Here is a 14345-nt window from a genome sequence, read left to right as displayed (position 1 = left end):
CCGACTGGCGCGGCCCGCGCTCACCCATCCCCCACGGCGCGCGGGCCGCGCCACCCCACGCGAGACGGACCACCCAGGTGACGACAGGAGAGGGCATGGCCCCGCGGAACGACGACAGCGCACCGGCCGACGAGGACGACAGGGACCGGCAGGAGCATGCGGGCGAGGACGACCGCGCGGGCCGGGAGGATCCCGCGGGCGAGGGCCGGGAGGGTGCCGTCGGCGCGCCCGCGGAGACGGCCGGCGTGGAAGCCGCCGGCGCGGACCCGTCCGGTGCGGACCCGTCCGGCGCGGAGGCGGCCGGCACCTCCACCGACGGCTCCCCCGTGGACGAGCGGGTCGCGGCCCTGCGGCGGGTGGCCGCCGCCGGGCGGCGCCGGCGGGCCGGGCAACTCGCCACCTGCGCCCTGCTGCTGGCCGTGGCGCTGACCGGCGGCGCGGTGGCCGTCGGGGCGGTCCGGGACGGCGCGGACGCCGTCGCGGTCTCCGCCCCCGCCTCCGGTGACGTGTCACCGCAGCTGCTCACCGGCGGCAGCCTCGACGCGAGCATCGCCTCGCTCCAGGCGCACCTGCGCGCCCAGCCCAGGGACCACGGCGGCTGGGCCACCCTCGGCCTCGCCTACGTCGAGCAGGCGCGCACCAAGGGCGACCCGTCGCGCTACCCGCAGGCCGAGAAGGCCCTCGCGCGGTCGCTGCGGCTGGCGCCCGGCGACGACCAGGCCCTCGCCGGTCGCGCCGCCCTCGCCGCCGCCCGGCACGACTTCGCCGACGCCCTGACCTACGCGGACCGCGCCCTGAAGCAGAACCCGTACAGCGAACGCGCGCTGTCCTCCCGTATCGACGCCCTCGTCGAACTCGGGCGCTACGACCAGGCCGCCGAGGCGGCCGACACCGCCGACGCCCGTCGCCCCGGCGTGCCGGTCTTCACGCGCTACGCCTACGTCCGCGAGCTGCGCGGCGACACCGCCACCGCCCGACGGGTCCTGGAGCAGGCGCTGGCCACCGCCACCTCCCGCGGCGACATCGCCTACGTCGCCGCCCAGCTCGGCCAGCTCTCCTGGAACCAGGGCGACTACAAGGCGGCCCTGCGCCACTACGCGCGCGCCCTGGCCGCCGACGACTCCTACCTGCCCGCCCTTGAGGGCCGCGCCCGCGCCCAGGCGGCGAGCGGGGACACCGCGGCCGCCGTCAAGGGCATGGAACTCGTCGTCTCCCGCTACCCGCTGCCCGCCCCGCTCGTCGAGCTCGGCGAGCTGTACGAGGCGCGCGGCGCGGCCGGGGACGAGGTCAAGGCCCGCGACCAGTACGCCCTCGTCGACGCCTGGATCGCGCTGGCCCGCGCCAACGGCGTGAACGCCGACCTCGACACCGCGCTCGCCGCCGCCGACCACGGGAACAAGGCCTCCGCCCTGCGCGCGGCCCGTGCCGAGTGGGCCCGCCGCCACACCGTGCACACCGCGGACGCCCTCGCCTGGGCGCTGCACGTCAACGGACGCGACCAGGAGGCCCTCCCCTACGCCCGGCAGGCCACCGCCACCGGTTACCGCAACGCCGCGTTCCTCTACCACCGCGGCATGATCGAGCGGGCCACGGGCCACACCGGCGACGCCCGCACCCACCTCGCGGCCGCGCTGCGGCTCAACCCCGGCTTCTCCCCGCTCGGTGCCCGCCAGGCCCGCAGCGCCCTCGAGGCCCTGGGGGGCGCCGAGTGAGCCGCACGATCACCGCACTTCGTCGCCCCCTCGCCCGCGCCGCCGCGCTCCTCGCGACGGTGTGCGCGCTGCTCCTCGTGCCCGCGGCCGCCGCGGGCGCGCACCCGCTCGGCAACTTCACCGTCAACCGCTACGACGGGCTGGTCACCGCGCCCGGCACGCTCCGCGACCTCCACGTCGAGGACCTGGCCGAGATCCCGGCCACCCAGGCCAAGCCGGACATCGAGCGGCTGGGCATGACCGCGTGGGCCCGGCAGCGCTGCGAGCGGGCGGCCGGGGAGGGCAGGGTCACCGTCGAGGGGCGTGCCGCCAAGCTCTCCGTGGACGGCAGTGCGGCGCGGCTGCGCCCCGGTCAGGCCGGTCTCGACACCCTGCGCGTGGAGTGCCGGCTGACCGCACGGCTGCCGGAGTTCGCCCACGGGCGGTCCCTCGCCGTGCGGTTCCACAGCGCGGGCCTCTCCACCGGGCCCGGCTGGCGGGAGATCACGGCGCGCGGCGACCGCACCACCCTCACCTCCTCCGACGTGCCGGCGACCTCCACCTCCCACGAACTCACCAGCTATCCGAAGGAGTTGCTCTCCTCCCCGGCCGACACCTCCACCGCCTCGCTGCGGGTGCGGCCCGGCGGTCCCGCCCTGGCCGGCGACCAGGGCGCCGCGCCCGCCGCGTCCGTACTGCCCCGGGGCGCCGACCGCTGGACGCGCGCCCTGGACAACCTGGTGGCCCGGCACCATCTCACCCCCGGCTTCGCCGCGCTCGCCCTGCTCATCGCGATCGGCCTGGGCGCCGTGCACGCGCTGGCCCCGGGCCACGGCAAGACGATCATGGCTGCGACGGCGGCGGCGCGCGGCGGCCGGGCCCGCCTCCGGGACGTCCTGCCGCTGGCCGCCTCGGTGACGGTCACCCACACCCTCGGCGTGGTCGCCCTCGGTCTGCTGGTCACCGCCGGTTCCGCGGCCGCCCCCTCGGTGATCGCCTGGCTGGGCATCGCCAGCGGGGTCCTGGTGACCCTGGCGGGCGCCAGTCTCGTACGCCGCGCCTGGCGCAACAGCACCCACCCGCACGCACACGGGCACGGGCACGGGCACGGTCATGACCACGCCCACAGCCACGGTCCCGCCCACGACCACGTGCGGGCGACCGGCGAGGACCACGCCCACCCGCACGACCACGACCAGCCCCACGACCATCCGCATGAGCACCCCCACGACCAGCCCCTCGAACACACCCACGGCGGTCACACCCACACGCACCCCACCGCCCCCACCCTCCGGGGCACCCTGCTCCTGGGGTTCGCCGGCGGGCTGGTGCCCAGTCCCTCCGCGGTGGTGGTGCTGGTGGGCGCCGCCGCGCTGGGGCAGGCGTGGTTCGGGCTGCTGCTCGTCGTGGCGTACGGCGCCGGGCTCGCGCTGACCCTGACGGCGGCCGGGTTCGCCGTGGTCCGGCTGGGCAGCGGCATGAACCGTCTGCTGGACAGGCGCCCGCGCTGGTCGGCCGGTCCGGCGGCGGCGCTGGTGCGCAGGGCCGCGCCGCTCGGGTCCGCGTTCGTCGTCCTGGCCCTGGGCGCCTCGCTGATGCTCAAGGGGGCGGCAACCGCGCTGGGCTGAGCTACTTTTGGGAAGGAATCACGCGGCGACACGATGTGGAGTGGAGTCATCGCCCGGACGTGGATGGGGGGCGCCGGTGTCCGAGGAATCCGGCCGTGAGCGTGTTATCGCCGGCCGCTACCGGCTGCTGTCCCCGCTGGGCGAGGGCGGTATGGGGACCGTGTGGCGCGCCCGCGACGAGGTGCTGCACCGCGAGGTCGCCGTCAAGGAGGTGCGCGCCCCGGCGGGCCTGCCCGCCCCCGAGGTGGAGCGGATGTACACCCGCCTGGAGCGTGAGGCGTGGGCGGCGGCCCGGGTCGCCAGCCGCAACGTCGTCACCGTGTACGACGTGGCCACGGACGGCGGCCGCCCCTGGATCGTCATGGAGCTGGTGCGCGGGCTGTCGCTGGCCGACGTGCTGGACGCCGAGGGCCCGCTGAGCCCGCAGCGCGCCGCGCACATCGGCGCGGAGGTGCTGTCCGCGCTGCGCGCCGCGCACGCCGTGGGAGTGCTGCACCGGGACGTGAAGCCGGCCAACGTGCTGCTGGAGAACGACGGCCGGGTCGTGCTCACCGACTTCGGCATCGCGACGGTCGAGGGCAGCTCCGCCCTGACCATGACCGGTGAGGTCATCGGCTCGCCGGAGTTCCTGGCACCGGAGCGGGCGCTGGGCCGCACTCCCGGGCCGGAGTCGGACCTGTGGTCGCTGGGCGTGCTGCTGTACGCGGCGGTGGAGGGCAGTTCGCCGTTCCGGCAGGACACCCCGCTCGGCACGCTGCGGGCGGTCGTGGACGAGGAGTTGCCGCCGGCGCGCAGGGCCGGTCCGCTCGCCCCGGTCATCGAGGGCCTGTTGCGCAAGGACCCGGCCGAGCGGCTGTCCGCCGAGCGTGCGGAGCGGGACCTGCGGCTCATCGGCGCGGGCGGCCCGCGCGCCTACCCGGTGCCGGGCGCCGCCGGCCCTCCCACGATCGCCGCGCATCCCGGACGGCCCTCGCCGACACCGCCGTTGCCGGGTCCCACGGCCCCGACGGCCCCCACCCGGCCCCTGGCCGAAGGAGCGGACGCGAACGGCCGCCCGGCCCGCGACCGCCGTGCGGCCGTCGCTCTGGTGGTGGGCGTGGTCGTGCTCGCGCTGGCGCTCGCCGGACTGACGTACGCGCTGCTGCACCACGACGGTACGGGGTCCGGCGGGACGAGCGCGAGCAGCGGCGGGACGCGGAGCACTCCTTCGGCGTCGCCGAGCGGCGACCGGACCAGCGGCAGTACCTCCGCGAGCGCGTCGGCGAGCGCGAGTCCGTCGGGCAGCGCGCCGCCGCAGTCGGTGACGGTGGAGCTGAGCGGCAGTCACACGGACTACTCGGGGACGTGCCCGCCGCCGCACGCGCAGGCGCCGTCGTTCACGGCGACGTTCACGGTGGGCCGGCTGCCGGCCGAGGTCTCCTACCGGTGGGTGCTCGGCAGCGGGGAGTTCCCGGACGCGGGGTGGCGGACGCTGTCGTTCCCGGCGGGGGGCGGGAAGTCGAAGCGGGACACGGTGACCGTGTCGGCGTACTCCGGCGGCACGGGCGGCGGTGCGTACCGCGACGCGGTGAGTGTGCGGGTGAGGACCCCGGTGCACACCACGTCCGACCCGGTGCCGTTCTCGGTGACGTGTGTGACGGAGACCCCGTCGGGCGGGGCCTCCGCTTCGGGCACGGTCACTCCCTCGCCGTGAGGGTCAGGCCGCGTTGGTGAACACCGGCAGGTAGCCGCCGGACTGGCCGGCCGCCGTCGGGTGGTACGACTCGCCGATGTCGAGCCAGTTCACGCTGTGCAGCCAGGAGCTGCCGGAGCAGATCTCGTGGCCGGAGAACGTGGTGCGGACGTCGCCGAAGGTGAAGCCGTGGTTGGCGGCGACCTTCGCGATGGCGGCGTCGATGTAGTCGGCCGCTCCGTTGATGGCGGAGCGCTTGGTGTCGGACAGGCCGAGGCAGGTCTGGCCGAGCAGGTAGAAGCGCGGGTAGCCCAGCACGACCACGTGGGCGTTGGGCGCCTTGGAGCGGATGACGGAGTAGAGGTTGTCGAGCTTGCCGGGCAGGGTCGAGTCGACGTACGCCTTCGCCGTGTTGATGCGGGAGAGACAGGTGCTGTCGGACTGGAGCACACAGGTCGTCATGACGTCGGAGAAACCGGCGTCGTTGCCGCCGATGCTGATCGAGACGAGGGACGTGCCGGAGCCGAGCGGGGCGAGCTGGTTCGCCAGAACATCATCCGTTCGGGCGCCCGAGCAGGCCGTGAAGTCGAACGACGAGGGTGAGTGCGCGGCGTTCCAGAGGTAGGGGTACGCGTTCGTGCTGCGGTCGCAGCTGCCGCTGGAGCTGATGTAGCTGCCGGCGCCGACCCCGGAGGAGTAGGAGTCGCCGAGGGCCACATAGCCGCCGGCGGCGGCCAGTTGGGATGCCTGCGCCGTGCCCGCCCCGGTGAGGGCGAGACCGAGGGCCAGGAGGAGGGAGCCGACGTAGGCGGCAAATCGGGAACGTCTCATGGAACCTCCCTTTAGCAGGATCTCTGCCATAACCGTGGTAGCAGCTACGCGTGTTGACAGGAAGTGTCCATGCCAAAACTTTTTCGGCGCTCAACCAAATCCAACCGGTCGGTCGGTATTCCCGACGCCCCGTCAGCACCTTGACGGCCCCCCTGCGGCTGCGCGACATTGAAGTCCGGCATCCGGCGCTTCGGGGGGCAAAGTCGCCAATGCAGACCATCCGCGTCAAGACACCTTCAACAGACGGCGCAGGGCGGGAGCGGACAGGGCCGGGGAGGGACCTGTCACCGCTGCTCGCGGGGGCCGCCACGGCCGCGGCGGCGGCCGGCGCGCTGCTCGCGCTGACCGGCTCATCCTTCGTGCTGCGCGGCCCGTTGACGCTCTTCTTCCTGCTCGGGGCCCCGGCCTGCGCCGTCGCGGCCGGCCTGCGCGGACTGGATCCCTTAGGCCGTGTGCTGGCCTCACTGGCGGGCGCGGTCGTCCTCGACATGCTGGTGGCCCAGGGGATGCTGGCCGTGCACCGGTGGTCCGTGCGCGGCGGCCTGCTGGCCGTCGCCGCGCTCAGCTCCCTGGTTCTCCTGCTGGTGATGCTGGGCCGGGCGCGCGGCCGTACGGCGAGAAGACGGGGCTTGTGACGTGGACATCAGCGTGTACCGCCCCGGCGAGCTCAGCGCCGCCGACCGGGCGGCGTGGACGGCCATGCAGTCCAAGGCCCATCTGCACGGGGCGGAGGAACTGGCGAACCCTTTCCTCTCCCCCGAGTTCGCCCTCGCGGTGGGCCGGTGCAGACGCGGGGTGCGGATAGCGGTGGTGCGCGAGGAGGGCGAGCCGGCCGCGTTCTTCCCGTTCCAGAGATCGGCCGCGGGCGTCGGCCGGGCCGTCGGGCTCGGCGTCTCCGACTGCCAGGGCCTCGTGCACCGGCCCGGCTTCGCCTGGGACGCGCGCGAACTGCTGCGGGCCTGCGGGCTCGCCGTGTGGGAGTACGACCATCTGGTGTCCGGCCAGAAGCCGTTCGCGTCCTCGGCCACCGGCACCTACCCGTCCCCGGTCATGGACGTCGACCGGGGCTACGACGTCTACCTGCGTGAACTGCGCGCCCGCTCGCCGAAGTTCACCCGCACCACCCTCGCCAAGGACCGGAGGCTGGGCCGGGACGCGGGCCCGGTGACGTACGTCCACGACGAGCGCGACCCGGCGGTGCTGCGCACCCTGATGAGCTGGAAGTCGGCGCAGTACCGGCGCACCGGGCGCAGCGACCGCTTCGCCCACGAGTGGATCACCCGCCTGGTGACCCGGCTGTTCCACACCCGCACCGACGACTTCGCCGGGATCCTGTCGGTGCTCTACGCCGACGGCCGCCCGGTCGCCGCCCACTTCGGGCTGCGCACCGAGCGGGTGCTGGCGTGCTGGTTCCCGGCCTACGACCCGGTGTACGCGAAGTACTCCCCCGGGCTCGTCCTGCATCTGCGCATGGCCGAGGCGGCGGCCGCCGACGGCATCGCCTACCTGGACCTCGGGCGGGGCCAGAAGGAGTACAAGGACTCCCTCCGGACGCGCGAACTCAGCGTGTGCGAGGGGTGGGTGACGAGACGTCATCCGGTGGCGGCGGGGCACCGGGCGCGGCGTGCGCCGGTGCGCGCGCTGCGCAATGCGGTGCAGTCCCGGCCCGAACTGTTCGAGCCGGCCGACAGAATTCTCAAACGGATGGGAAAAATCCGTTCGAGACATCGAACTGCCGGTACAAAATCTACGTAACGGCGAAACCAACAAAAACGTGAGGCCCCGTTCCAGGTCTTGCCATACTGGTTCAATCGTCAATACCGTCGTACATCTCACCCGCATCGGTCCGTCCACTCACGGTTCCAGGGGAGGGCTCGAGGACCGGGACATGCCGGCGCGGGGGCGCGGTAGGGGGGTGCCGTGCCCGGTGGCCCGAGGGGGTGACCGGGCCGTGCCGCGCGACCGGCCGCCGTCGAACACGGTGGTCCGGCATGCTTTTGCCAGCTCACCCGGCATGCCCGGAGTTCGCCTCCGACTGTCCCGGGTGGGCGGAAACCCCCCTTTCGAACCGGACACACAGCCAGGGCCGCCCAGGGGCGGGCGGTCCGCCGGACGAGAGGGACCAAGACTCGTGAGCTCAGTTCTCCACCCGCCTCCGTCGGGCCAGGATCCGTTAACGGCTTCCCCGTACCGCCCGGTCTCCTCTCACCTGGCCATCGCGCCACCGGTGAGCGTGGTGATTCCCGCGATGAATGAGGCGGCCAATCTCCCGTACGTCTTCAAGACACTTCCCGACTGGATACACGAAGTCGTTCTCGTGGACGGCAATTCCACCGACAACACGATCGAGGTGGCCCGTGAGCTCTGGCCGAAGGTGCGGGTCGTCCCGCAGCGAGGCAGGGGCAAGGGCGACGCGCTGACCACCGGTTTCGAGGCGTGCACCGGCGACATCATCGTGATGGTCGACGCGGACGGCTCGGCCGACGGCGGCGAGATCGTCAGCTACGTCTCCGCACTCGTCTCGGGCGCGGACTTCGCCAAGGGCTCCCGCTTCGCCAACGGCGGCGGCACCGACGACATGACCTTCGTCCGCAAGCTCGGCAACCGGGTCCTGTGCGCGGTGGTCAACCGGAAGTTCGGCGCCCGGTACACCGACCTGTGCTACGGGTACAACGCGTTCTGGCGGCACTGCCTGGACAAGATCGAGCTGGACTGCACCGGCTTCGAGGTCGAGACGCTCATGAACATCAGAGTGGTCAAGGCCGGTCTGAAGGTGCAGGAGATACCCAGCCACGAGTACCTGCGCATCCACGGCGCCAGCAATCTGCGCGCGGTGCGGGACGGGCTGCGGGTGCTGAGGGTCATCCTCAGGGAGCGCTCCAACCGGCGTGAGCTGCGCCGCAGGGAACGCCACTCCCCCCTGCTGGACTCGTTCCCGGGAGAGGCGTCTTGAGCGATCCCGGCATCTCCGTCGTGATCTGCGTCTACACCGAGGACCGCTGGGAGGACATCCTCGCGGCGGTCTCCTCGGTGCGGGCGCAGTCCCGGCCGGCCCTGGAGACCCTGCTGGTCGTCGACCACAACCCGGCGCTGCTGGACCGTCTGACGGGCGAGTACAAGGAGGCCGGCGACGTGCGGGTGCTCGCCAACGCGGGCCCGCGCGGGCTGTCCGCCGGGCGCAACACCGGCATCGCCGCCTCCCGCGGCGAGGTCGTCGCCTTCCTCGACGACGACGCGGTCGCCGAGCGGGACTGGCTGCGCCGCTTCGCCGAGGGCTACGCGGACCCGCGCGTGATGGCCGTGGGCGGCCGGACCGTGCCGGTCTGGGCCTCGGGCCGCCGGCCCTCCTGGTTCCCCGAGGAGTTCGACTGGGTGGTGGGTTGCAGCTACCGCGGGCTGCCCCCGGGCCGGATCCGGGTGCGCAATGTGCTCGGCGGCAACGCCTCCTTCAGGCGTACGGCGTTCGACGCGGCGGGCGGCTTCGCCACCGGCATCGGACGCGACGGCGACAAGCGGCCGCTGGGCTGCGAGGAGACCGAGCTGTGCATCCGGCTGGGCCGCGCCCGTCCGGAGGCGGTCCTGCTGATCGACGACCGCGCGGTCATCCACCACCGGGTGCCCGGCGCCCGCGAGCACTTCCGCTACTTCCGCACCCGCACCTGGGCCGAGGGGCTGTCCAAGGCCCTGGTGGCGCGCAGCGTCGGTGCGGACAAGGGCCTTCAGTCCGAGCGGCGCTACACCACCCGGGTGCTGCCCGCCGGGGTGGCCCGCGGGCTGCGGGACGCGCTGCTGGGCCGGCCGGGCGGCGCTGGCCGGGCCGGCGCGATCGTCGCCGGGGTGCTCACCGCGGCGGGCGGCTACGCCGTCGGCACGCTCAGGGGCCGCCGGGGCCGCACGGCCTTCCGGGTCGTGGAGATCGGCGACGGCGCCCGGGAGACCGGCGACGGCCAGGAAGGGGGAACCGTATGAACACGCCCGTGCCGGTGCTCATGTACCACGCGGTCGCGCGCGAGCCCAACGCGGCCACGCGCAGGCTGTCCGTGACGCCGGAGGCGTTCGCGGAGCAGGCGGCGGTCCTCGACGATCTGGGCTTCCACCCGGTCACCACCGCCGGCCTGGCCGCCCACTGGCGCTCGCCGGGCTCCGCGCCGCTGCCGCCGCGCCCCGTCCTGATCACCTTCGACGACGGCTACGAGGGCGTGCACCGCCACGCCCTGCCGGTGCTGAAGGGGCACGGCTTCCAGGCCACGCTGTTCGTGTCCACCGGCTGGCTGCGCGGCGCCCACGACACGGGCGGCGGCCTGGACACCATGCTCGACTGGGACCAGGTGCGCGAACTGGCCGCCGCCGGCGTGGAGATCGGCGGGCACAGCCACACCCATCCGCAGCTCGACCAGCTCGACGACGACACGCTGTGGTCCGAGCTGATCCGCTGCAAGGAGATCGTCGCCGCCGAACTGGGCGCCGCGCCCGTCTCCTTCGCCTACCCCTACGGCTACTCCAGCCGGCGGGTGCGGGCACGGGTGCGGGGAGCCGGCTACCGGCAGGCGCTCGCCGTGGGCAACGGGCTGGCGCGCCGCGCACAGGGCCCGTACGCCCTGCGGCGGCTCACCGTGCGGCGCGGCACCACCACCGAGGAGTTCGAACGGCTCGTGAGGGGCCGCGCGATCGCCCGGGACTTCGCCGGGGACCGCGCCCTGACCAAGGGCTACGCCCTGGTCCGCAGAGCACGACGGATCCGCGGGAAGGCCATCGGTACCCGTGTCTGACACCACGACCACCACTGAGGCGTCGGAACACTCCGGAGCGCACGAGCCGTCCGGACAGCCGGGGCGCGGGCTGCGCCTGCGGCTGCCCGGCCGGGGCGGCCCCGCGGGCGGCAACCAGCTGTTCCGCAACGCCTACGCGCTGATGCTCAACACCGGCATCTCCGCGGTGCTGGGCCTGGGCTACTGGCTGGTCGCCGCCCGCTACTACTCCGACTCGGCCGTCGGCCAGGGCTCGGCCGCGATCGCCGCCATGAAGCTCCTGGCGGGCCTGACGGCGGTCACGCTCACCGGCGCCCTGGCCCGCTTCATCCCGGTCGCCGGACGCTCCACCGGACGCCTCATCGCCCGTACCTATCTGGGCAGTTCGCTGATCGTGGCGTGCGCGGCCGGGGTCTTCCTGCTCACCCTCGACACCTGGGGGCCCTCCTACCGCTTCCTGCACGGGCTCCTGAACGGCCTCGGCTTCGTCGTGATCGTGACGGCCTGGAACGTGCTCACCCTCCAGGACGGCGTGCTGACCGGGCTGCGCAGCGCGCCCTGGGTGCCGGTGGGCAACACCGTGTTCTCCGCGGTGAAGCTGGCGCTGCTGGTGGGGCTGGCCGCCGTGATCCCGACGACCGGCGTGTTCGCCTCCTGGGGCATGGCGATCGCGTTCTCCGTCGTGCCGCTGGGCTGGCTGGTGTTCCGGCGGCTGGTGCCCCGACACGTGAAGGCGACCGAGGGCCACGCGAGCCCGCCCACGACACGGGAGATCGGGCGCTTCCTGGCCGGCGACTACACCGGCTCGCTGTTCTCGCTCGCCGTGGTCTACCTGGTGCCGGTCATCATCGCCTCCCAGGTCAGCTCCGAGGACAACGCCTACTTCTACATCACCACCACCATCGGCGGCACGGTCAACCTGCTCGCCATCAACATGGGCGCCTCGCTCACCGTCGAGGGCTCCCACGACCCGGCGCGGCTGGCCGCCAACACCCGGGCGGCGCTCAGGCGGATGGCCAGGATCATGGTGCCGATCTGCGGCCTGCTGTTCCTGCTGGCGCCGCGGATCCTGCACGTCTTCGGCGAGGGCTACGCCCACGCGGCCACCCCGCTGCTGCGCTGGTTCGCCGTCGGCGCGCTGCTGCGGGTCGTGATGGAGACGTACTTCGCGGTGCTGCGCGCCCAGAGCCGCACCGCCGGACTCGCCTGGCTCCAGGGCCTGTTGTGCGTGCTGGTGCTCGGCCTGACACTGCTGCTCCTGCCCCGCATGGGGCTGACCGGCGCGGGCGTCGCCGAGATCTCCAGCCTCGCGGTGATCGTCGCCATCGCCGCGCCCAGGCTGTACCGCACCGTCCGGGCCGCACCGGCCGCCGTCCCCGAGGACGCGGCGCCCGACGGGGACCTCGCCGACCTGGGGGCGCGCGAGGTCCCCGCCGCCCCGGACCGGCGCCCGGCCCGGGCGGTGGAGTCCGACACCCTCGCCCTCGGCATCCACGTCGACTTCGACCACGTGGAGCGCCGGCCCGACGTACGGCCGGGCCCGGGCACCCCGCCCGCGGGCATCGCCGTGCCCGGGCCCGGACCGCGCGACGAGTGGGAGGTGGACGCCCCGTTCGCGGCCGAGGAGCGGGGGGTCGTGCCTCAGGCCCCGGCCACCGCCGGGGAGCGGACCGCCGTACCGGAGCGGACCGCCCTACCGGACCGGGCGGTCACCGGTGCCGTCCTCGGCTGTCTGCTGGCCGCCGCACTGCTGCTGTACTGGGTGCCCGCGCTGCGGCTGGACGATTCCGACCTGGCCCGGACGGGCGGGCTCGGTCTGATCTCCGTACTGCCCCCGGCGACGCTGGCCGGGGCGGCGCTGCTGGTCACGGTGTTCGCAGCGCTGCTGTGGCTGCGCCGCGAGCACCGGACGCTGCTGCTGGTGACGGTGCTCGCCACGGTGGTGTCCCTGCACGCGCTGCCCGCCGTGATCGAGACCGAGCCGAGGTTCGCCACCGCCTGGCAGCACCTGGGCTTCCTCGACTACATCGACCGCACCGGTTCGGCCGTGCCGTACCTGGACGCGCGGTGGAGCTGGCCCGGGTTCTTCGCGGTGGCCGCGTTCGCCGCGCGGGCCTGCGGGCTGAGCGACTTCACCGAGGTCATCCGCTGGTGGCCGCTGACCATGCAACTCCTGTGCCTGGCACCGATGTTCCTGCTGACCCGCTCGATGCGGGCGAGCTGGCGGGCCAGGTGGACCGGCATCTGGATCTTCGTGCTCAGCAGCTGGGTGGGGCAGGACTACTTCTCCCCGCAAGGGTTCACCTACCTGCTCTACCTCGCCTTCGTGGCGATCCTGCTGGTGTGGTTCCGGGCGCCGCGCGTGCTGTGGACCAGGGCGCGGCCCGGCGAGGCCGAGGTCGAGCCGGCGGACCGGCGGCAGCGGGCCGTGCTGCTGGCGGTGGTGATCGGCCTGTTCGCGGCCAGTGTCCCGGCCCACCAGCTCACCCCGTTCGTCATGCTGGGCGTGCTGGCCGCGCTGGTCCTCGCCGGCCGCTGCGAACTGCGCGGCCTGCCGATCCTGTTCACCGTGCTGGTGGTGTTCTGGCTGGGCTTCATGGCCGAGCCGTACTGGTCCGGGCACTTCGACGAGCTGTTCGGCGGGGTCGGCGGGGTCGGCAGCAACGTGTCGACCTCCGTCTCCGGCCGGATCCAGGGCGGCGACACCACGCACCAACTGGTGCTCTACACACGGGTGCTGCTGGCGGGCGCGGTGATGGCGGCCGCCTGCTGGGGCTGGTGGCGGCGGCGCGGGCACCAGTACCGCGAGCGGTCGCTGCTGGTGCTGACCTTCGTGCCGTTCCTCGGCTTCGGCATGCAGTCCTACGGCGGCGAGATGGCGCTGCGCGTCTTCATGTTCGCGCTGCCGGGCGCGGGACTGCTCGCGGGGCTCGCCCTGTTCCCGAGGGCCGGTGTCACCGACGGGGAGCGCGAGAAGGACCGGGCGAGCCTGGCGCCGGTCGCCGCGCTCCTGGCCGGCCTGCTGCTCATGGGCGGCTTCCTGGTGGCCCGCTGGGGCAACGAGTCCTTCGAGCGCATCCGGCCCGGCGAGGTCGCGGCCATGGACTACGTGTACGCCCACGACAGGCCGAGCGTACGGCTGCTGTGGCTGAGCAACGACCCGGTCACCGACGTCACCCCGGCCATGCCGTGGGGCGCGAAGGACATGGAGCGCGTCGACTACGTGCCGACCCTGGCGCCGGCCGACCCGGTGCTGGTGTCGGGGCTCGTCACATCGCTGAAGGACGCCGGCCCGAACTCGTATCTGATGGTCGGCGCCGGTCAGGTCGCCTATCTGCGGATGGACGTGGGCTACTCGGCGACCTGGGAGTCGCGGCTGGTGAGGAACCTCGACGCGCGGCCGGAGCTGAGGAGGGTGCTGGCCAACGGCGACGTGACCATGTACGCGCTGCGCGAGCGGCCCCCGGGCGCCGTGCCGCGTCCGCGGCCGGGGCCGGTCGGGCCGAAGGTGACGTGGACGCCGTGGTCAGTGGTGGGCGGACTGGCGGCGCTCGTGCTGGTCGTGATGCTCACCGCCCGGGAGGCGGTCCGGGTCGCGATGCGGCCGAGCGTGCGGCGGCTGCGGTGGCTGCAGGGCGGTTTCTGGTTCTCGCTGCCGCTGCTCGCGGTGCTGTTCGCCTCGCTGGTGCAGCGGTTCGTGACGATGGGACGGGGCTGAGCGCGACCGCCGGGGCGAAGGAGAAGCGGCCCGGGCGGGGCGTCTACCGCCGGGGCC

Annotated in this window: 10 protein-coding genes; 9 read left to right on the top strand and 1 reads right to left on the bottom strand. The window is 73.9% G+C overall.

Annotated features, from left to right (window positions below):
* The first annotated feature begins 95 nt into the window (after positions 1 to 95).
* The 3 genes from IE217_RS29580 (at position 96) to IE217_RS29570 (ending at position 5012) form a co-directional block, all read left to right on the top strand.
* The gene (locus IE217_RS29580; protein WP_190181025.1) at positions 96 to 1712 is read left to right on the top strand and encodes a tetratricopeptide repeat protein; all 1617 of its coding nucleotides are present in this window, start codon (positions 96 to 98) and stop codon (positions 1710 to 1712) included.
* Positions 1709 to 3319, top strand: a complete 1611-nt coding sequence (locus tag IE217_RS29575) for a HoxN/HupN/NixA family nickel/cobalt transporter (protein ID WP_229865693.1) — start codon at positions 1709 to 1711, stop codon at positions 3317 to 3319. Before IE217_RS29580 ends, IE217_RS29575 begins: the two co-directional genes overlap by 4 nt.
* A gap of 76 nt (positions 3320 to 3395) precedes the next feature.
* Entirely contained in the window at positions 3396 to 5012 is a 1617-nt protein-coding gene (locus tag IE217_RS29570; protein WP_190181024.1) for a serine/threonine-protein kinase, read from the top strand.
* Positions 5013 to 5015: 3 nt separating this feature from the next.
* Here IE217_RS29570 and IE217_RS29565 read toward each other — a convergent pair whose 3' ends face one another.
* Positions 5016 to 5822, bottom strand: coding sequence for an SGNH/GDSL hydrolase family protein (locus IE217_RS29565; RefSeq protein ID WP_190181023.1), 807 nt, complete (start codon positions 5820 to 5822; stop codon positions 5016 to 5018).
* Between the two features lie 209 nt (positions 5823 to 6031).
* Here IE217_RS29565 and IE217_RS29560 point away from each other — a divergent pair, with 209 nt between their 5' ends.
* The 6 genes from IE217_RS29560 (at position 6032) to IE217_RS29535 (ending at position 14288) form a co-directional block, all read left to right on the top strand.
* Complete coding sequence (locus tag IE217_RS29560) at positions 6032 to 6457, top strand: hypothetical protein (RefSeq protein WP_229865692.1); 426 nt, start codon at positions 6032 to 6034, stop codon at positions 6455 to 6457.
* A gap of 1 nt (position 6458) precedes the next feature.
* A complete protein-coding gene (locus IE217_RS29555) occupies positions 6459 to 7577 on the top strand; it encodes a GNAT family N-acetyltransferase (RefSeq protein WP_190181022.1) in 1119 nt (372 codons plus the stop codon).
* 376 nt (positions 7578 to 7953) lie between these two features.
* Positions 7954 to 8775, top strand: coding sequence for a glycosyltransferase family 2 protein (locus tag IE217_RS29550; protein WP_190181021.1), 822 nt, complete (start codon positions 7954 to 7956; stop codon positions 8773 to 8775).
* Positions 8772 to 9791, top strand: a complete 1020-nt coding sequence (locus IE217_RS29545) for a glycosyltransferase family 2 protein (protein ID WP_190181020.1) — start codon at positions 8772 to 8774, stop codon at positions 9789 to 9791. Before IE217_RS29550 ends, IE217_RS29545 begins: the two co-directional genes overlap by 4 nt.
* Entirely contained in the window at positions 9788 to 10591 is an 804-nt protein-coding gene (locus IE217_RS29540; protein WP_190181019.1) for a polysaccharide deacetylase family protein, read from the top strand. Before IE217_RS29545 ends, IE217_RS29540 begins: the two co-directional genes overlap by 4 nt.
* Complete coding sequence (locus IE217_RS29535) at positions 10584 to 14288, top strand: lipopolysaccharide biosynthesis protein (protein WP_190181018.1); 3705 nt, start codon at positions 10584 to 10586, stop codon at positions 14286 to 14288. The genes IE217_RS29540 and IE217_RS29535 overlap by 8 nt, the downstream gene beginning before the upstream one ends.
* Positions 14289 to 14345: the final 57 nt, after the last annotated feature.

The organism is Streptomyces naganishii JCM 4654, from assembly GCF_014650575.1.
GTDB classification, from domain to species: domain Bacteria; phylum Actinomycetota; class Actinomycetes; order Streptomycetales; family Streptomycetaceae; genus Streptomyces; species Streptomyces naganishii.
Note: the sequence above shows the minus strand (reverse complement) of the source record. Positions and strands in the feature narration are given on the sequence as shown.